Source organism: Chitinophaga sp. 22308 (genome assembly GCF_052045305.1).
Lineage (GTDB): Bacteria > Bacteroidota > Bacteroidia > Chitinophagales > Chitinophagaceae > Chitinophaga > Chitinophaga varians_A.
The window spans coordinates 422,009-440,466 of record NZ_JBQEOP010000007.1; the positions used below are offsets into that span (position 1 = coordinate 422,009).

The 18,458-nt window shown below is 49.4% G+C and carries 17 protein-coding genes; 5 read left to right on the forward strand and 12 right to left on the reverse strand.

What is annotated here, in order from left to right:
- Position 1: 1 nt before the first annotated feature.
- The 8 genes from ACTJJS_RS27785 to ACTJJS_RS27820 all read right to left on the reverse strand — a co-directional run bounded on the left by ACTJJS_RS27785 (position 2) and on the right by ACTJJS_RS27820 (position 8,077).
- Positions 2–3,241 (reverse strand): SusC/RagA family TonB-linked outer membrane protein, encoded by a 3,240-nt coding sequence (locus tag ACTJJS_RS27785; protein WP_440666731.1) that lies wholly within the window; start codon positions 3,239–3,241, stop codon positions 2–4.
- A gap of 219 nt (positions 3,242–3,460) precedes the next feature.
- Positions 3,461–4,534: a FecR family protein gene (locus ACTJJS_RS27790; protein WP_440666733.1), complete on the reverse strand. Its 1,074-nt coding sequence runs from the start codon at positions 4,532–4,534 to the stop codon at positions 3,461–3,463.
- A 69-nt stretch (positions 4,535–4,603) separates the two neighbouring features.
- A complete protein-coding gene (locus ACTJJS_RS27795) occupies positions 4,604–5,164 on the reverse strand; it encodes an RNA polymerase sigma factor (RefSeq protein WP_440666735.1) in 561 nt (186 codons plus the stop codon).
- Between the two features lie 72 nt (positions 5,165–5,236).
- Complete coding sequence (locus tag ACTJJS_RS27800) at positions 5,237–5,566, reverse strand: DMT family protein (protein WP_440666737.1); 330 nt, start codon at positions 5,564–5,566, stop codon at positions 5,237–5,239.
- A gap of 10 nt (positions 5,567–5,576) precedes the next feature.
- The gene (locus tag ACTJJS_RS27805) at positions 5,577–6,026 is read right to left on the reverse strand and encodes a hypothetical protein (protein ID WP_440666739.1); all 450 of its coding nucleotides are present in this window, start codon (positions 6,024–6,026) and stop codon (positions 5,577–5,579) included.
- Positions 6,027–6,172: 146 nt separating this feature from the next.
- Positions 6,173–6,565: a helix-turn-helix domain-containing protein gene (locus ACTJJS_RS27810; protein WP_211092775.1), complete on the reverse strand. Its 393-nt coding sequence runs from the start codon at positions 6,563–6,565 to the stop codon at positions 6,173–6,175.
- The gene (locus ACTJJS_RS27815) at positions 6,528–7,034 is read right to left on the reverse strand and encodes a hypothetical protein (RefSeq protein ID WP_440666741.1); all 507 of its coding nucleotides are present in this window, start codon (positions 7,032–7,034) and stop codon (positions 6,528–6,530) included. The genes ACTJJS_RS27810 and ACTJJS_RS27815 overlap by 38 nt, the downstream gene beginning before the upstream one ends.
- Before the next feature lie 428 nt (positions 7,035–7,462).
- The gene (locus ACTJJS_RS27820; protein ID WP_440666743.1) at positions 7,463–8,077 is read right to left on the reverse strand and encodes a carboxypeptidase-like regulatory domain-containing protein; all 615 of its coding nucleotides are present in this window, start codon (positions 8,075–8,077) and stop codon (positions 7,463–7,465) included.
- Between the two features lie 231 nt (positions 8,078–8,308).
- On the opposite strand from ACTJJS_RS27820, the gene ACTJJS_RS27825 reads away from it, so the two are divergent.
- The 3 genes from ACTJJS_RS27825 to ACTJJS_RS27835 all read left to right on the forward strand — a co-directional run bounded on the left by ACTJJS_RS27825 (position 8,309) and on the right by ACTJJS_RS27835 (position 13,336).
- Positions 8,309–8,851, forward strand: a complete 543-nt coding sequence (locus tag ACTJJS_RS27825; protein WP_168874285.1) for an RNA polymerase sigma-70 factor — start codon at positions 8,309–8,311, stop codon at positions 8,849–8,851.
- Between the two features lie 67 nt (positions 8,852–8,918).
- A complete protein-coding gene (locus ACTJJS_RS27830) occupies positions 8,919–9,920 on the forward strand; it encodes a FecR domain-containing protein (protein WP_440666745.1) in 1,002 nt (333 codons plus the stop codon).
- 23 nt (positions 9,921–9,943) lie between these two features.
- On the forward strand, positions 9,944–13,336 hold the full coding sequence (locus ACTJJS_RS27835) for a TonB-dependent receptor (protein WP_440666747.1): 3,393 nt from the start codon (positions 9,944–9,946) through the stop codon (positions 13,334–13,336).
- Between the two features lie 78 nt (positions 13,337–13,414).
- Here the strand turns inward: ACTJJS_RS27835 and ACTJJS_RS27840 are convergent, their stop codons facing one another.
- Positions 13,415–14,350, reverse strand: coding sequence for an aspartate carbamoyltransferase catalytic subunit (locus ACTJJS_RS27840; protein ID WP_168874288.1), 936 nt, complete (start codon positions 14,348–14,350; stop codon positions 13,415–13,417).
- Between the two features lie 50 nt (positions 14,351–14,400).
- Positions 14,401–14,931: a bifunctional pyr operon transcriptional regulator/uracil phosphoribosyltransferase PyrR gene (gene pyrR, locus ACTJJS_RS27845; RefSeq protein WP_343746745.1), complete on the reverse strand. Its 531-nt coding sequence runs from the start codon at positions 14,929–14,931 to the stop codon at positions 14,401–14,403.
- 156 nt (positions 14,932–15,087) lie between these two features.
- Between pyrR and ACTJJS_RS27850 the strand changes: the two genes are divergently transcribed.
- Entirely contained in the window at positions 15,088–15,735 is a 648-nt protein-coding gene (locus ACTJJS_RS27850; RefSeq protein WP_440666750.1) for a hypothetical protein, read from the forward strand.
- 70 nt (positions 15,736–15,805) lie between these two features.
- Complete coding sequence (locus ACTJJS_RS27855; RefSeq protein WP_343746746.1) at positions 15,806–16,321, forward strand: peroxiredoxin; 516 nt, start codon at positions 15,806–15,808, stop codon at positions 16,319–16,321.
- A gap of 25 nt (positions 16,322–16,346) precedes the next feature.
- Here ACTJJS_RS27855 and ACTJJS_RS27860 read toward each other — a convergent pair whose 3' ends face one another.
- Positions 16,347–16,736, reverse strand: a complete 390-nt coding sequence (locus ACTJJS_RS27860) for a hypothetical protein (protein ID WP_440666752.1) — start codon at positions 16,734–16,736, stop codon at positions 16,347–16,349.
- A gap of 89 nt (positions 16,737–16,825) precedes the next feature.
- Complete coding sequence (gene pruA, locus ACTJJS_RS27865) at positions 16,826–18,457, reverse strand: L-glutamate gamma-semialdehyde dehydrogenase (protein WP_168874291.1); 1,632 nt, start codon at positions 18,455–18,457, stop codon at positions 16,826–16,828.
- Between the last annotated feature and the right edge of the window lies 1 nt (position 18,458).

The window sequence follows — 18,458 nt, forward strand, 5'->3', positions numbered from 1 at the left end:
GTTAAAAGTTAACGTCAACTCCTACAAGAAAGGTTTTGAAAATTGGTGGCCGTTGGTCATAATCGCCTGTCACAGGCACTTCCGGGTCCATCGTCAATTGCCGGTCTTTTACATACATCCAGAGGTTGTTGCCTCTGAAATACACCCTTGCTTCGGTGAGCCCTGCTTTAGACAGCCATAGCTGAGGCAGGTTATAAGCCAGCAGCAGGTCTCTTAAGCGGATAAAGCTGCCGTCGTACAGAAAGCGGGAAGAGGCCTGGTTGCTGAGGCCTGTTTGTGTACCGCCAAATACCACTTTAGGAATATTGGTGATATCTCCCGGGTGCTGCCAGCGGTTTTCGTATATCCGCCGGGAGAGCTTGGAGGAAGCGCCAAAACCGCCGCTGCCGTCCGATTCCGTAAAAGAGCCCCAGTTATCGTACACTTTGTTGCCCCAGTTATAGAAGAACTGAAAGCTAAGCTCAAAACCTTTGTAGCTGAAGTGGTTGGTAATGCCTCCATAAAATTTAGGGAGCGCACTGCCCTGATTGAACCGCTGTGCTTCGCCGTATACTTTGGTCGTTGCTGTTTTATCTGCGTTGGTATACCACAGTGCTTCACCTGTCTGCGGATCTGCGCCGGCATATCCCACGAGATAAAACTGATAGAAATCACCGCCGACTTCCCGTTTGTATATACTCGTCATCGGGTTGTCCAGTCTTGTGATCGTATTCTTTAAGGTAGAGAAGTTAAAGTCCGTGCGCCATGAAAAAGATTCCGGGCGTGCGGGCAGTATGTTACGCGAGCTGAGAGACACTTCCCAGCCACTGTTGCGCATTTCGCCGTTATTGCGGAATACTGTCGTGATCCCGTTGGTGGATGATACCGGTACGTTCAGTAACAGGCGGGAGGTAACCCGGTTGTAATATTCAACGGTACCGGATATACGATTTTTCAGCACGGAGAAATCGATGCCTGCGTTGAAAGGTTTGTTCTGTTCCCATGTAAGATAGGGATTGGGGTATTGTCCTAACACATACCCCGGTTTCCCATCATAATCATTAGCCGGATTGTACAGCGACAAAGAGGCATAGTTGTCAATTGCCTGGTTTCCGTTGCTGCCGTAGCTAGCACGTAATTTTAATTCGTTGATGCCGGGAATATCATGCATGAAGCCTTCTTTATAGATATTCCAGGCTACGCCGACAGACCAGAAATTGGCGCCGCGTTTCTGCGCGCCAAACCGGGAAGAGGCATCCCGTCTGATGGAGCCGGAGAGATAATATTTTTGCTGATAGTCATATCCTGCGTTAAGGAATACGCCAGTCAGGGAATTAGCGGCGTTGACCGAACTAATGAATTCGGGCCTGGAGGCGTCAGCGAGTTCGCTTTTGCCGGGCAGGAAATTGGTGGCAGAAGCGTTGTTACCGGTATTCCGGGTGCGCTGTGCTTCAAATCCTGCGAAAGTATTAATGCCGTGTTGGCCCCAGCGGCGCTGGTACCGCAGAATGCTGGTGGATACCCAGTTATTCCACAGATTGTTGTTGACATAACCCCTGCCATTGGTATTTCTGCCATCACCGAAGTTAGGTGGGTAGAAAGAGTTGCTGCGGGCATAGTTAAGATCGAGGCTTATTTTAGATTCGAGCGACAGGCCGTCGATGATGACGTATTTGGCGCCTGCGCCGGCCAGCAGCCCATAGATAGCACCGGTCCGGGTTACTTCGTTGAGTACCGCCACCGGGTTGAAACTGGTATTGTAACTAAAATCATAAGAGCCATCAGGGTTGTAGACCCTCAGCCAGGGCTGTATACGGGCGAATGACCGTACCGGGTTGGCGAGCAGTCCCACATCTCCTACTGCATTGGCTTTCTGATAGGCCAACGACAGGTTGACGTTAAAGGAGAGCCGGTCTGTGGCCTGGTTGCTGAGATTGAGTTTTCCGGTCATCCGCTGATAGTCTACGCCGCGAAGCGCAGATTTGGAATCATAGTAACCACCGGACACATAAAAGCGGGTTTTGTCCGTACCGCCGGCAGCGGAGAGATTAGCCTGTGTGTAGCTGCCGGAACGTGTCAATAAATTCATCCAGTTGGTATTGACGGTAGTATCTATGCCGCGGGCCTGTAATTCGCGTATAAAGCCAGCTTCACCGCTGCCGTCATTTTTATTGTACCATCCTTCACGCAGCAGTTCGATCATCTCACGGGTATTGAGCGGATAGTTGCCTTTGGGGATGGTGAGGGTATTGACGCCCTGTTGTGCGCTGACGCTGATCCGTGTGCGTCCGGGCCGGCCGGTCTTGGTGGTGATCAGTATCACCCCGTTGGCAGCGCGGGAGCCATAGATAGAGGCTGCCGCAGCATCTTTCAGCACGGAGATGGAGGCGATATCAGCGCTGTTGATACCGGCTAGTGAATTCACATTAAAGTCGGTGAGGTCATCTGTCACTACCGGTACACCGTCCACTACGTAGAGCGGGGTGCTGCCGGCAGTGATAGAGCCTATACCACGGATACGGATACTGGGTACCGATCCGGGTTGGCCGGAACCATTCGTAGATTGAAGTCCCGGGACATTTCCTTGTAAACTTTCCTGGAAGCTGCTACGGGGGGCCTTGTCATACAAGGCCGAGTTAACCATAACAGCTGAACCTGTCAAAGAACCTTTTGTTTGAACGCCATAGGCCACTACCACTACTTCATTCAGTCCTCTGGCGTCGTCCTTCAGGACGATATTCAACGTCGATCTGTTACTGATCGCTACTTTCTGTTCCTCGTATCCGATAAACGAGCAAACCAGTGTGCCCGTTGGAGGGGCCATCATCCGGAACTGCCCGTCAGTGCCGGTGGTTGCGCCTTTATTGACGCCGGCAATCCGGATGCTTACCCCTGGCAGCGCGTGACCACTGATGTCGGTCACCTGACCACTGACGATGATATCCGGGATAGCTGCCTGTGCACCGGGTACGATGGCAATAAGGCCATCGGTCAGCGGTTTGTAAGTGAGCCCGGTTCCCTGCAATATATGCCGGAGGGCTTCCTCTGCTGGTTCCTCTTTCAAGTCGATTGTAACCCGGATGTGCGCGGGTATCAGATCGTTGCGATATACGAAACGATAATTACTTTTTTTCTCAATCAACTTTAACAGGCGTGTCAGTGGCATCTGGTCTGCCTTCACCGATATTCGTTCACTTTGCCCGAACACGTGACCTGTTATATGTAGAGAGGTAATCAGAATAATAAGGGACACCAGTTTCATTAGCAGTACAACATTTTCCTTATGTATGTGCAAAAGGATGACAAAATGTATGTTTTTTTTGCATACATTTAGGTTGTTAAAGGTCAATAAAACGACGACAGTACTACATTGCCAAGTGAAGCTAACTGCCGTTTGACTTGAACAAAAGGGTAAATGTTTGCAGCATTTGCCCTTTTTTATGCCAATGGTATCTTTTCTTTTTTGCCGAACATAAACGTGCTACTGGTTGATAAATACCTCGTTGCCTTTTACCTCGCAACGGAAAGATGATGTAACCTTCAGCGCCTCCAGAATCTGAGGCAGTGATTCATTTTTGAAAGTACCGGTAAACCGGTACGCCTTCAGCTTTTTATCCGTCAGATAAACCTTCACACCAAACCAGCGTTCCATTTTCAGTGCTACGGAGCCAAAATTTTCATTGTCGAAAACCAGCACATTATCACACCAGGCTGTTTCATTGATCAGGTCGTCCTGCCCGTTCGCCTTCACTTGTTCCATGCTGTAACCCAGTGTAGGTCTGGCATTGCCGTCCTGTGTATGTCTGATAATAAATTTCTGGTTAGGCTGCAGTTGTACCCTGTGTTGCTGGTCGTCTGCCGGCACTACTTCCACTGATCCGGAGATCAGGGACGTTTCTGTTTGTTCTTCGTTGGGATACGCTTTGATATTAAAAGCAGTGCCCAATACATTGACTGCCATGCGGCTGGTCTTCACCACGAACGGGTTTTCCGCATCCCTGGCCACTTTAAAGAAGGCTTCTCCGGAGAGGAACACTTCCCGCTTTTGTTGCGTGTTCATATCACGCTGGTAGGTTATGCGGCTACCACCGTTGAGCCACACCTCTGTGCCGTCCGGCAGGGTGGCACGGGAACGGGAACCGTTCCGGGTCTGGATCTCGGCTATTTCCGCCGGCACTTTATGGGTAGTTTTGCTGCTCAGGAGGAAAACGCAATACCCTGCCAATACCACGACCAGTGTGGACAATGCCACCAATACCCCTGCCCTGCTTTTCCGGTGACCGGTAATGCCCTCTGTCAGCAATTCCGTGGCGACCAGGTCACCGCCAAGCCGGACCATGTGTTTCTCCAGGGCGAGTTCTGTTTTCTCCGTCCATCCTGGCGCAGCCACCGGTACAGGCAAGTTGCCGAGCACCGACACCTGGTACCGCATCTCCGGATATTGCACCAACAACTCCTCCAGCTCGCGCAATTCAGCCATAGTGGCCTCGCCCGATACCTTTCTTCCCAGCAATAACCAAATTCTTTCCTGTTCCATGTCGTTGTTGCAAAGCATGATTGTAATAAAAGGACATGCAGATTTCCAAAATCTACTATTCCCTCACTAAATTTTTTTTACTTTTTTTTAACGGGAGAAATGAAGGTGTATCACCTCGCTGATTTTTTTCAATGCCTGCGCCATGTGCACATCAATGGTGTTCACTGAGATATCCAGTATCTGGGCCACTTCCTTGTATTTCAGGCCGTCTTCCCGGATCAGTTTAAAGATCATTTTCCTTTTAGGTGGGAGTTGATTGATGGCCGACTCAATCTTTTTGATCATTTCGCCGGATATAAATATTTGTTCCGGTGTGGCATAACCGGCGCTGACATCCACCTCCAGTTCATCGAGGCTGAAATGTTGCGTTCTGGATGCGCGGTTCAGATAGTTCAGCGCGATATTTTTAGCAGAGACGTACAGGTATACTTTAATGTTCTGCACCTGCAGCAGCCTTTCCCGGTTTCTCCAGATATTCAGGAACACATCGGAGGCAACTTCCTCTGCCGACTCCCATGATTTAACAATGGAGAAGGCAAACTGGCTAAGTGGTTTATAGAATAAACGAAATAAGGCCTTATAGGCCTGTTCGTCGCCGAGCGACGCAATGCGCTCCACCAGCAGTTGTATATTCGCTTCCTCCCTCAATTGAATGGCCGGTTATTTTCAGGTTGATTGAGATGCAATGGCTAAAGATAATCAGGAATTGTGAAAATCCGCTTATTTTTTGAACATAAAGTACACGGCGCCGATCAGAAAGACAAAAGAGACAAGGTAGTTCCAGCGAAGCGGTTCTTTCAGAAAGAAGACGGCGAAAACGCTGAAAACAGTGAGGGTGACCACTTCCTGTATTGTCTTCAGCTGAAAGCCGTTGAACCCTTCCTGGGCTCCATAGCGGTTGGCCGGCACCATGAAACAGTATTCAAAAAAAGCGATGCCCCAACTGATCAGGATCACCTTCCACAGAGCCGTGTCCTGATGTTTAAGATGCCCGTACCAGGCAAAAGTCATAAAAGTATTGGAAACAAGTAGCAGGATAACCGTGCGCATAAATGAGTGATTATTGTTTTATGTCTTCTATAATGGAACCAGGAGTGATCAGTGGTAAGATGGCATGATGCAGGAAAGTTCCTCTGAAAGTGGCAAACATCACCCCCCTTGCCGTTGAAAGCGCTGTGCTGTGGAGGACTTCCACAAGATCGTCCGGCATGTCCGGCTGACCAGAAGCATTGAGCCGTACCACATCCGCAAAGTTGCTCATGGTGAAGGTACAATTGATGGCAAGGCTTCCCAGTTGCCGGGTGATGTTTTCGTTGTGTACACCGATTTTTACGGTTACCAGTACCTGGCTTCTCTCATCATCTGCTTTGCTGGTGATATGGATATCAAAATGAAAGTTCTCAAACGGGGGATGGTCCCCTGGATAATGCAGGGAACTGTCCAGCAGGTCTATGGCCAGGAGGACGAGGTGTTGCGGCCCTGCTTTTGCCGGTGATGATCGTTTAGTCATGAGCGTAAATTGGCAATAAATTCGGATTTGGATATAGCAGTTCCTTTGTTACAGGCAGCTATGGGTATCTTGTATCTGGTCCCACAGGTATTTCCTGAACTGGAACTACGCGGCTGCAAATCCTGCATCGGCAACAACAAGGCTTGTCAGCGCACGTTTGTGGCCGGCGAAAATGAAGCATGGTTTTCTGGAATATTTCCGGAGCTGACTGTTAGCCTTACATCCCTCACGGTCCGCGGTGGCGCGGGCGTAAAGAATGTCACGACCGGCACTTCCAGCGCGATGGCTATTTCAGACAGCGTATCAATGGTAAAATTATGTGTTCCGCTTAACCAGCGGGAAATTTCAGAGGGGTTTTTGCCCATCCGGGCGGCCAGTTCCTTGTTGGACATGCGTTTGCCGTCCATGACTGCGGCAATGCGGCCGGCCAGCACAAAACGTGTTTCCACCTGCAGGCTTTCCAGCGGTGTGATGCTGGCCATCACATCGGCAATAATTTTACTACTGTATTTCCTGGCGCCCTGATGTCTGTTTTCCATCTGATCTATATATTAAGTTTCCCCATAGCCGGGCTTCCTGCTCCGACCAATAAATATCCCCTGTCCGGATTTTATGGCTGATGTCGCGGGCAATCCAGGTCAACAGCTTTTCAGGGATGACCACTCCGCTTCTTCTTCCTGTTCTTGGCGTACCACCACCAATGATCAGTGCCGCCGTTCCCACCCGGTAACAATACAGCCGGAGCTTTTTCTCCGGATGGTCAAACAAAGCACAGACCCCGTCGGCAGGCCGGCCCCGTTTTACTTTAAAAAACCTGTTCTGCATGCCGTAGCGGTTGCCAATATAAGAAAGATACTGGGTAATGCTTCTTATTTCTGTGGCATGCTCGCGTACATGCGCTTTAACAAAATGATCGAACAACGTCAGATTGTCGTCAGCTATCATTACAGAATAGATACCGGCCCGCTTGCCGGAGAACTGCTGCAGTTCAATAATTTCGTAATTCACGTAGATCAGTTGGGTTTAACGATGTCAGATAATGGTTGATATGGTGACAATTATTTACCTAAATAACTTAAAACACAATTTTATCCATCCGGCCCAACTCCGAAGTTTTGAAGAAAGAGCCGTTTCCGGCTCTTTTTCTGGGGCTTTAACAAACGACATGGATAAAATAAAAAATTCACTCAAATACAAATACAGGATCAAATGTAGGAAAGTTTTTCAAACTGAAAAAATATTTATTGATTTATAAATCATTTTTTAAGTTTTAATATATCAATTTCTATCAGTTAATATACTTATAACGCAATAATATCTTAAAAAAGCCCTCACTTATGGGCATAAAAAAAGGGGGGCCGAAAAAGCTCCCCTGAGATCAAACCAAAATGGGTTTCCATTTTAGGATGCTATTGAATTGTTGGATGCTATACGATTTATTGTTCCAGCTTGATTTCGCCAAGATCGGTAGCTTTACCATTTTCCACTTTTACATCCTTGATAACTGCGCTTTTGTAAGGCGATTTACCAACGATGGTGATGGTGTAAGTACCAGCTTTGGCAGCCGGAATTGCGAAAGCGCCTTGTGAAACGGCACCTTTCAGTTTTTCACTGCCGTTGTCCGCTTCTACTTCAGCAGCGCCGTCGGCAGGTGTAACTTTACCGCTGATGGAACCGCCATCTACAGTACGGAGAGAATCCATACCTTTTACGGAATCCATACGCAGGGAATCGTTACGGAAGAGTGAGTCCATTCTGGACACAGAATCAACACGGGAGAAAGAATCTACGCGGGCAAAGGAATCAATGCGGGCGACAGAATCAATACCGGCAATAGAATCAATGCGGGCAATGGAATCCAGTCCCATCAGCGAATCCACCCCGATAGACAGGGAATCAAAACGCGCCACTGAGTCAACAGACATCAGTGAGTCCATCTTAACTGAAGCACTATCCAAAGACCTAACAGTCGTTGCATCAGCACTTTTAAACGAAGACATCCCTACTACCATTGCAGCTAAAGCGAGCATTCCTGTGATTGTTTTTTTCATGGCATTCAATTTTTTGTATGGTTAAAATAATGATGACAACCGTATAACCAGTTGATTGTGCATGATTTTTGTATTGTTGCACAGATCCTTTAACCGGCTGTATACTAACAATACATTCGACAATGCACTTACCATTAGTGAAAGAAATGTTAAAGACAAAAAATTCAATAAATACTGAATGCGAAGTGATTAAAATTTATCTTCGCACTGGCGGAAACAAAAGATCAAAGCATGTTGCAACTAAGTAACGACGAAATAGTAAAGGGCATCAGAAGCAGGAATAAAGTGGTGTTTGAAGCTGTCTTCAAACAGTTCGCTCCTTCTATGTATAATATTGCCTTTCGCTATGTAAAAGATGAAGATGATGCCAACGATATGGTGCAGGATGTATTCCTCAATTTGTGGAAAGGTGCGGAAAACCTGGATGAGAGGGCCCCTATTAATCATTACCTCGCCCGCGCCACCGTTAACACCTGTCTGAACCGCATCAAAAAAGAACAACGGAAAGAAGTATATGCAAAGGAGCAGTTACTGACAGCCTCTCCTGCCGAGACGTCCCATTCGAAGCTGGAGCATAAGGAGCTGGAAGCCCAGTACCGGTCGGCCCTCGACAAGCTGCCGGAACAATGTCGCCGCGTGTTTGAGATGAGCCGCCTCAAAGGCCTGTCTCCCGCGGAAATAGCGGAACAACTGAACATCTCCATTAATACTGTATATGCGCACCTGACAACCGCATTAAAAAAACTGCGGGTGGTTTTAATTAATAAGGAATAAAACCAGAATTTTTTTTCTTTACCACTAATGGTAACCCATTTTCCGATTGTATAGTTAATAAGTAGCCATGAATAAGAAAACTGATATAGATATAGTGATCCGTTACCTGGAAGATCCGGACAACGAGCAGCATAAACAGCAGCTCAATGACTGGATTCAACAGGACACCGCTAATCTGGATATTTTTCTGGATATGAAAGCGATGTGGCAGGGAGATCCTCTTCCGGCAGCATCCGCCTTCGACACCCAGAACCAGTGGCTACAACTAAATGCAACCCTGGAAACCCTTCCATTCGCCACCATCAGCGCTCCAGCCGCTATCACAGCCTCCCGCAATACCCGCGTCTTTCAGATGAAAGCCCGCTACTGGTGGGCAGCTGCGGCCGTGCTCGCGATTGGCCTTACCTGGACCTGGCTGGGACCCGGCAGCTATAAAACCATTACCACCGCTCAAAACCTCGATAGCCTCCACCTGCCGGACGGCTCTATGGTATATATTAATGCACACAGCACCGTACGTTACTCACGCACTTTTGGCAAAGACAACCGTCATATCAAAATAGACAAGGGCGAAGCCTTCTTTGACGTGGTGAAAAATGATGCCCTCCCCTTCACCGTAGACGCCCCTGATGTGGAAGTTGAAGTGCTGGGCACCGCTTTCAACGTGAAAGCAGCCAAAGCCGGCGTAAAAGTATTTGTTCAGTCCGGGAAAGTAAGTGCCGCCTATAAAAGCAATGGCTCCGGGAAAAAAGTGATCCTGACCCCTGGCCAGGAAGCCTCCCTCGCCCGCCACGGCAATACGATCGATACCCGTTTTTATAAGAAAAACAATAACATCCTCGCCTGGAAAACAAGATGCCTGACCTTCGATGACGCTCCGCTCAACGAAGTAGCAGCCGCCTTGTCCGATTTCTATAACGTACAGGTAAATATCAGCAACCAGCAACTGAATGACAAAAAACTGCTGGCCACCTTCCCCAATATGCCGCTGGAGGAAGTATTGGACATCATGCGGAAAACACTTCAAATCAACATCACCTATAAAGACAATCTGGTAGAGATCTACTAACCGGCGCCCGACCCTCTTTGCTTATGCAGCATGCTATGCTACAGGCGCCGCGCTCTCATACCAGGTCCAGGTGCGTGCCTGTTTTCTTTTTTTGCTTTGTTATCCTGGTTTTTGCCGGCTCCCTGGCTGCCGCTCAAACCCCTGATGCCCAGCCCAAACGAATTTCCCTGCAATATGTTAACGTCAGCCTGAAAACTGTTATCCGGGACATCGAAAAACAAACCCGCTACACTTTCGCTATTTCCACCGATGAACTTGAAACCCGCAAAGGCGTCAGCATCCATGTGCACCATGCTGCGCTGGCAGACGTGCTGCGGCAACTGTTCCCCGTTTCCCGTTATAAAGTGGAAATCAGGGACGGACAAATCATCGTCATACCACAAAATGCTGCACTCACCGATGTTTCCGGCGATACCGACAACCGGCCCGCCAATAACAACCGGTGGCAGGTGACAGGCACCGTCACTGACGGACTGGTACCCCTCAGCGGCGTATCGCTGCGGGAACAAGGCACCTCCAACGGCACTGCCACCAACGAAAACGGCAATTTCAAACTGGACCTCGCCTCGGGGCAGGCAGTGCTCACTGTGTCGCTGATAGGCTTTGAATCCAAAGAGATCGCCGTCCGCGACCGGCACAATTTCTCCGTCACCCTGCAGCCCGACCTGAAGAAACTCAATGAACTGGTGGTGCTCGGATATGGCCTGCAGAAGCGGGCCAACATTACCGGGGCCATTGCCCAGATAGACGGCGCCCGGCTCAAAAGCAGGCCCGTACCCAATGTGATGGCCGCGCTGCAAGGCACCGCCACAGGCCTGGTGGTCACCCGAAGCAATGGACAGCCCGGCAAAGAAGGCTTTAATATACAGGTACGCGGCGTCAACTCCGGTAATAACAACACACCTGTCATCGTTGACGGCGTGCCCGGCTCCCTCGCTGTGCTCAATCCGGACGATATTGAATCCGTTTCCATCCTCAAAGACGCCTCTGCCGCGTCCATCTATGGCGCACGCGGCGCCGGCGGCGTGGTACTGGTCACCACCCGCACCGGCAAACCCGGCAAACTGGCGATCGATTTTAATACGCTCGCAGGCTTCGAAACGCCCATTCGGATACCACACCGGCTGCCCTCAGCCCAACAGGCCCGCATGGAAAATGAAGCTACCGTCAACGCCGGCGGCATAGCACCATGGCAACAGGGAGAAATAGACCTGATGCAAAAAGGCAACTATTACGCAGACGACTATACGAAACCGGGATACTATCGTTATTATTACAACTTCGACCAGCTATCGCTGCTCTCCAAAAAGAAAACAGGTATACAGAATTACAATGTCTCTGTTAAAGGTGGCGACTCGCTGAACCAGTTCTCCGCCTCCTTCGGATACTTCGGCCGGCAGGGACTATTTGTGGAGGGGCCTGACAGGACACACCGCGTCAACGCCCGCTTTAACATCAACAATCGCTTCAGCAAACACATCAGCCTCGAAACACGCCTGTCTTACGCGCAAACCAACACGTTCTCCCCTTCGCAGCCGGCAGAAGGCCCGCAAGGCTTGCTGGCAGGGCTTTACAGAGGCCCCGGCAACGTCCCTGTTTTTGTACCAGGCACGCAGCACTACGCCTTTGGCGCCGCGCCTATCTATGCCATGTTGCATGATGGCGGCACCCGCGAGGAAAAAAACAACTACATCGATGCCGTCTTTACGCTGCGGACCGACAGTCTCCTTGCCAAAGGCCTCTCGCTCCGGCTGGTGTACAGTCCGCAACAACACACCCTGTATGATAATCTCGGCCGGAACAGCATCCAGCTATGGAACAAGCTGTCGCCGGTAGAAACCGTGCAGGAACACAGCCTGCTGCAAAAGAGCAAGCTACAGGGCAAGGGAGGCAACCTCCAGCTGCTGGCGGATTACGATATCAAAGCCAACAAACACAATCTTCATATACTTGGCGGCTATACGCAGGAAACATATAACACCGATCAAAATACCGCAGCGTCTTATGATCTTTCGCCTGACAATGTCAACAGTTATTATTTTAATGGCCCGCCGCAATACACCATGACCCAGTTTACCAATGGCACGCTCATGTCGTTGTTTGGCAAGATCAACTATAATTATGACAACCGTTATCTGCTGGAAGCCAATTTGATTGGCGGCCGCCTGTCGCAGCGCAGCAGCGCTTTTCCGGCGATGGAACAATGGCAGGCCTTCCCTTCGTTTTCTGCCGGATGGCGGCTGAATAACGAAGAATGGTTTTACCGTGCCTTTCATTTCTTCAATGAATTTAAACTGCGCTGGTCCTGGGGAAGATTGGGAAATGTCAACAGTTGGAACAGTATTGACAATGATGAAAGGCTCAGCACTTTTACTTTTGGTTACAATAATCCCTTCTCTCCTTTTGTCTACAAAAATCCTATTCCCCAGGCATCGGGATGGGAAAATATTTCCACTTACAACTACGGTTGGGACGCTACCCTGTTCCGCGGCAGGCTCACGCTTTCTGCAGATTATTTTGTGAAACATAACCGCGACATGCGCATACCGGTACAGCTGCCCTCTACTGCCGGCGCATGGCCGCTGCGCTTCAATACCGGGGAAATGAGGTCATGGGGCTGGGAACTGAACGCCGGCTGGCGAAGCAGCCATGGGCCTTTCACCTGGTACCTCAACGCCAACCTGTTCAACAACCAGACGAAAGTGCTGCGCAATGATGGCGTAACACCACAGGCAGGCTGGAATGTAGGCATCGCCGGTTACCCCTATGCATCGTTGTTTGGTTATATCTCCGATGGTTATTTCCAAACAAAGGCGGAAGTGCAGCAACACGCCTTCCAAAGCGCCAATACCGGCCCCGGTGATATCAAATACCGGGATGTCAACGGGGACCATCAGATTGACAACCGTGACCTTGTATACCTGGGCAGCACAGATCCGCAGCTGGCCTATGGCATTGACGCAGGCTTCTCCTGGAAAGGCCTTGAATTCTCGATTTTCTTCCAGGGTGTCAGCGACCGTAAAGTAATGCCTGATCCCCGCTATAATATTCCTTTTGTCAATGGCGGGCAGCAGCCGTGGGACATCAACCAGGACTACTGGACACCAGACCGTCCAAATGCATTGTTCCCCCGCCTTTATCTGCACGATGAACAGAATACCGCTCCTTCCAGCCACTGGGTGATGAATGGCGCTTATATCCGTTTGAAAAACCTGCAGCTGGGGTATAACCTGCCCTCTGCCTGGCTAAAACGCATCCCTGTTAAAAACCTGCGTCTTTACTTCTCCGGACAGGACCTCTGGGAAAGCACGAAGATGAAGATCCGCTACTACGATCCGGAGCAGGCTGGCGGATATATCGGTAACGCCTATCCGTTTTTCAGGTCGTATACGATTGGATTGAATGCTTCCTTTTAATGGGGACCGACATAAAAATAAACAGGCCGTCTCTTGCAGAAGAGACGGCCTGTTTATTTTCAGTCAATATAGTTCGTGTTATACCAGTTCTTGTTTTTTGCCTGCCAGCAGGTACAGGGCGGCCATTCTCACAGCCACGCCGTTTTCCACCTGGTCGAGGATGATGGACTGACCGGAATCTGCCACATCGGAATCCAGTTCCACGCCACGGTTGATCGGGCCGGGGTGCATGATCAGGATTTCCTTGTTGAGGCTGTCCAGCAGCTGGCGATTAACACCGTAGGCCAGTGAATATTCGCGGAGAGAAGAGAACAGCGGCGTGTTCTGTCTTTCCAGCTGAATACGGAGCACGTTGGCCACATCGCACCATTGCAGCGCTTCGCGGATATTGTAGCTCACATTCACGCCGAGGGCGGCAGCCATATGTTTGGGAATGAGTGTAGGCGGACCTACCACGGTCACTTCAGCACCGAGTTTTTTCAGGCAGTAGATATTGGACAGCGCCACGCGGGAGTGCATAATATCGCCGCAAATGGCGACTTTCTTGCCTTCCACCGTACCGAGCTTTTCCCGGATGGAAAAAGCGTCCAGCAGCGCCTGTGTGGGATGTTCGTTGATACCGTCACCGGCATTCAGGATGGGCACCTGAATATGGCGCGACAGGAAATGCGGCGCACCGCTGGCCGAATGGCGCATTACCACCACGTCCACTTTCATGGACAGGATGTTGTTGACCGTATCGATCAGCGTCTCTCCTTTTGACACGGAGGAGCCGGAAGCGGAGAAATTGATAGTATCTGCGCCCAGCCTCTTTTCCGCCAGTTCAAAAGAAATGCGGGTACGGGTTGAGTTCTCAAAAAATAAATTAACGATGGTAGTATCGCGCAGCGTGGGAACTTTTTTAATCGGCCTTTGTAAAACCTCCTTAAACTGGTCGGCGGTTTGAAAAATAAGTTCTATATCCTGGCGCTGCAGATCGCGAATTCCGAGTAAGTGTTTTACAGAAAGTGACATTAATGTGCAAATATAAAGGGTGAAATCTGAATTGAAAAATCCGGTTTATGTTAATCAACCAGAATAACTTCATCTTTCCCATCTCTTTGCTCCCATAATACCCTTACTTTCTGAGAAATAAGAGCATCGATGGTGCGCCCGGTATAATCGGGCTGAATGGGCAGCTGACGGCTGAAACGACGGTCTATCAACGCCAGAAGTTCTACCGAAGCCGGCCTGCCGAAGTCGAGCATGGCATCCAGCGCCGAACGGATAGTCCGGCCTGTATACAACACGTCGTCTATCAGCACCACCTTTTTATTTTCTATGGAGAAATTAATGTTGGTCTCGCTGGGCACATGCAAAGTTTTGCCTTTGTTGTAATCGTCCCTGTAAAATGTAATATCCAGTTTGCCGTAATGGATAGTGGTGCCGGGCAACAACTTCTTCAGTGTTTCATAAATCCTGTCCCCCAGATAGATGCCCCGTGGCTGCAACCCTATCAGTACCGTGTTTTCAAACTGCAAATGATTCTCGATCAGCTGATGGCAAAGTCTGTCTATCGTAATAGCCAGCTGCTTACCGTTTAGTATGGTTTTCAAAACAATACGCTTTTAAGTGCCAAAAATACGGATTAATGCCACACATAAAAAGATGAAAATCATAAAGCAGCTGGATAAATATCACTGACTTTCATTTTTCGGTACGGGATAATTCGATTATATAGCAGGAAATTAATATTTAACCCACGCCATTTTATGAAAAAAATTATCATTCCTGTACTGGCAGCAGCGTCCTTTCTGAATTGCAGCCAGTTGTCCGCCCAACAGAAGAAAAATTTTATCAGTGCTGGCTTTAGTGTTTCGAACAAAAAAAAACAGTACGACCTGGGCAGTGGTATTACCGGTAAAACCACCAACAACACCTATACCGGGATTGCCGCCTATGGCCATTATTTCCGTGAACGCTGGGCCGTTGGCGTTCAAGCATGGTATGTCAACACTGCCAGTTCTCCTATGAACGAAGCTGAAACGAAAAGCAGCAAGGTAAATTTTGGACCCTTTATACGTTATGAACAGCCCATTTGGAGCAACCGCTTGTCGGTGTATGCAGATGGCGCATTCAACGCCGGCCTCGGTAAAGCCCAAGCCTCCGGCCTTCCCGGAACCGATAACTACCATCCGGAAAGAAACAGCTCTAGTTTTCAGCTCAGCATCGTTCCCGGGCTGATGTTTCACCTGACGCCCTCCTTTTCACTGACCGCCAACATGGGCAATTTTTTCCTGGCCAGTACCCAAACCGATAAAGTAAAAGGCACCTCGGAGAAAACAACCATGACAGATGTCGGAATGTTTAAGGACTTCGGATTTAACAGCGTAGTATTTGGTATCAACTTTCACTTTTAAAAAACAGCGGGAAATTAGTTGCGCTAATTTCCCGCTATCTGTCGTACTTTAGTCGTACCAAAATATTGGTATGAAAACACTCAAGTTAATCATTGCTATGGCAGCCTTCCTTCAATTCTGGGGTTCTTCTTCCCAAGCCCAAATCAAAGTCGGGGACAAAATCCCGGCTTTCAGCCTGCAGGACCAAAATGGGAAAACCTTCGACATCAGCACCGTACTGGGCAAGCAGCCGCTTGTCATCTACTTCTATCCGAAAGATGAAACCAGTGTGTGTACCAAAGAGGCTTGTTCTTTCCGGGATTCCTATCAGGATTTCCAGCATTACGGCGCCATGGTGATCGGTATCAGCTCCGACAATGTAGCTTCCCACAGAAGTTTTGCCACCCATCATAATCTCCCCTTCACTTTACTCAGTGATCCTAAAAATGAAGTACGCAAACTGTTTGGTGTGCCTAAAACCTTTGTCATTCCCGGGCGTGTGACTTACGTGGTAGATAAAAAGGGGATTGTGGTGCATGAATTCAACAGCCTGCGCGACGGGGAAAAACATGTGACAGAATCACTGGAGGCGTTGCGGAAGATGTAACTATTAACCTGCGATGGGCCCCCTGTCAAAGCTTGCGCAAATCGCGAAACGAGGCTATTTCCTCTTTCAGCTGGAACAATTGTATGCTCCAGATAAGCCCCTGTACAAGCGTATAGGCCGTGAGTGCAAGGAAAACAGACAGCTGGCTGACGTTGCCCAGTTTATCGGCCATCAGTAATATTCTAACCAGGAAAACGGCGGCAAGGCCAAGGAATATAAGCACCTTGGTGCCTTTCTTCTTCAGTTGCCGGGTGAAATAACCATCATAAGCCAGACTGGCTTCCCGTGCTGCTTCCTGCGGCACATAGCCACCGGCGATCAGTCGCTGTTCCAGATCGGCCACCCGCCATTGTTTGTGGTGTTCCGAGAAATACTGTTGTACGATAGTGCTACCTGCTTCTTTTCCTGTCTCCATGTCTTATCATTAATTTCAGTTACAAAATAAGTAAAAGGCGATGAATAAATATTCATCGCCTTTTTGTTTATCATGAACATTTGATGTCCTTATGCTTCTTTCAGGAACGGGTACCGGTAGTCGGTAGCCGGAACGAAAGTTTCCTTGATGCTTCTGGCGCTTAACCAACGGTAGAGGTTCAGCATAGAACCGGCTTTGTCGTTGGTACCGGAAGCGCGGGCGCCGCCGAAAGGCTGCTGGCCTACTACGGCACCGGTAGGTTTGTCGTTGATGTAGAAGTTACCGGCGCTGTTCACCAGTTTCCTGGTAGCCAGTTCCACTGCATAACGGTCCTGCGCGATAATAGCGCCGGTGAGCGCGTACTCGGAGGTGCTGTCTACAGTGCGGATAATGTCTTCGAACTTCTCGCCGTCATACACGTGGATCGTTAATACGGGGCCGAAGATTTCTTCGCACATGGTCACGTAGTTAGGATCGGTGGTTTCGATGACGGTAGGTTCGATGAAGTAACCTTCCGTTTTGTTGTAGTTGCCGCCGGCAATGATTTTAGCCTTCGGATCATTTTTCGCGTTGTCGATGTAGGTAGCGATCTTATCGAAAGAACGTTCATCGATCACTGCGTTGATGAAGTTGCTGAAGTCTTCTGTGGTGCCCATTTTCATGGTTTTCAGTTCAGCAACCAGTTTGGATTTTATCTGGTCAGCAAGATTGTTTGGTATGTATGCGCGGGAGGCGGCAGAACATTTCTGGCCCTGGTATTCGAAGGCGCCGCGGGCGAGGGCTGTCACGGCGGTGTCCACATCGGCTGATTTATGGATCAGGACGAAGTCTTTACCACCGGTTTCACCTACGATACGCGGATAAGTTTTGTATTTGTGGATGTTTTCACCGATTGTTTTCCACATGGTCTGGAATACGCCAGTGGAGCCGGTGAAGTGGATACCGGCGAAATGCGGGTCAGCGAAGCAGATATCACCGATCAGCGGGCCGCCGGCGTATACGAGGTTGATAACGCCTTCAGGCAGACCGGCTTCGATCATGATTTTCATGAATACGCTGGCGGCGAACACCTGTGTGTTCGCGGGTTTCCATACCACTACGTTACCGCACATGGCAGCAGAAGTTGGCAGGTTACCAGCAATAGCGCTGAAGTTAAAAGGCGTAACGGCCAGTACGAAACCTTCGAGCGGGCGGTATTCCACGCGGTTGTGTGTCAGCGGGGCGCTCACCGGTTGCTGACGGTATATTTCACTCAGGAAGTGTACGTTGTAGCGGAGGAAGTCGATCAGTTCGCAGGCGCTGTCGATCTCAGCCTGATAGGCATTTTTACTTTGGCCCAGCATGGTGGCCGCGTTCATGTGGTAGCGGTATTTGGTGGCGATCAGGTCGGCAGCGCGCAGGAAGATGCCGGCACGTGTTTCCCAGTCCATGTTTGCCCATTTCTCGCGTGCTTCCAGTGCGGCAGTGATAGCTGCTTTTACGTGGGAAGCGTCGCCCTGGTGAAAATGACCCAACTTGTGCTTGATTTCATGCGGCGGGCGCAGGTCTACCGTATTACCGGTACGAACTTCCTTGCCACCGATATACATCGGAATATCTGCCACTTCAGCTTTAAATGCCGCCAATTGCTTTTTCAGCGCAGCTCTTTCCGGGGAACCGGGCGCATAACTCAACACGGGCTCATTGGCAGGTGCTGCGTATTGAAAATATCCTGTATTCATT

Excerpts from the sequence above, each read along its gene's own strand:
- pruA (WP_168874291.1), bottom strand. The coding sequence starts at position 18,457 with ATGAATACAGGATATTTTCAATACGCAGCACCTGCCAATGAGCCCGTG.
- ACTJJS_RS27785 (WP_440666731.1), bottom strand. The coding sequence starts at position 3,241 with ATGAAACTGGTGTCCCTTATTATTCTGATTACCTCTCTACATATAACA.
- ACTJJS_RS27840 (WP_168874288.1), bottom strand. The coding sequence starts at position 14,350 with ATGTCACTTTCTGTAAAACACTTACTCGGAATTCGCGATCTGCAGCGC.
- ACTJJS_RS27830 (WP_440666745.1), top strand. The coding sequence starts at position 8,919 with ATGAATAAGAAAACTGATATAGATATAGTGATCCGTTACCTGGAAGAT.
- ACTJJS_RS27800 (WP_440666737.1), bottom strand. The coding sequence starts at position 5,566 with ATGCGCACGGTTATCCTGCTACTTGTTTCCAATACTTTTATGACTTTT.
- ACTJJS_RS27805 (WP_440666739.1), bottom strand. The coding sequence starts at position 6,026 with ATGACTAAACGATCATCACCGGCAAAAGCAGGGCCGCAACACCTCGTC.
- ACTJJS_RS27790 (WP_440666733.1), bottom strand. The coding sequence starts at position 4,534 with ATGCTTTGCAACAACGACATGGAACAGGAAAGAATTTGGTTATTGCTG.
- ACTJJS_RS27820 (WP_440666743.1), bottom strand. The coding sequence starts at position 8,077 with ATGAAAAAAACAATCACAGGAATGCTCGCTTTAGCTGCAATGGTAGTA.
- ACTJJS_RS27855 (WP_343746746.1), top strand. The coding sequence starts at position 15,806 with ATGAAAACACTCAAGTTAATCATTGCTATGGCAGCCTTCCTTCAATTC.
- ACTJJS_RS27850 (WP_440666750.1), top strand. The coding sequence starts at position 15,088 with ATGAAAAAAATTATCATTCCTGTACTGGCAGCAGCGTCCTTTCTGAAT.
- ACTJJS_RS27860 (WP_440666752.1), bottom strand. The coding sequence starts at position 16,736 with ATGGAGACAGGAAAAGAAGCAGGTAGCACTATCGTACAACAGTATTTC.
- ACTJJS_RS27835 (WP_440666747.1), top strand. The coding sequence starts at position 9,944 with ATGCAGCATGCTATGCTACAGGCGCCGCGCTCTCATACCAGGTCCAGG.
- ACTJJS_RS27810 (WP_211092775.1), bottom strand. The coding sequence starts at position 6,565 with ATGGAAAACAGACATCAGGGCGCCAGGAAATACAGTAGTAAAATTATT.
- ACTJJS_RS27825 (WP_168874285.1), top strand. The coding sequence starts at position 8,309 with ATGTTGCAACTAAGTAACGACGAAATAGTAAAGGGCATCAGAAGCAGG.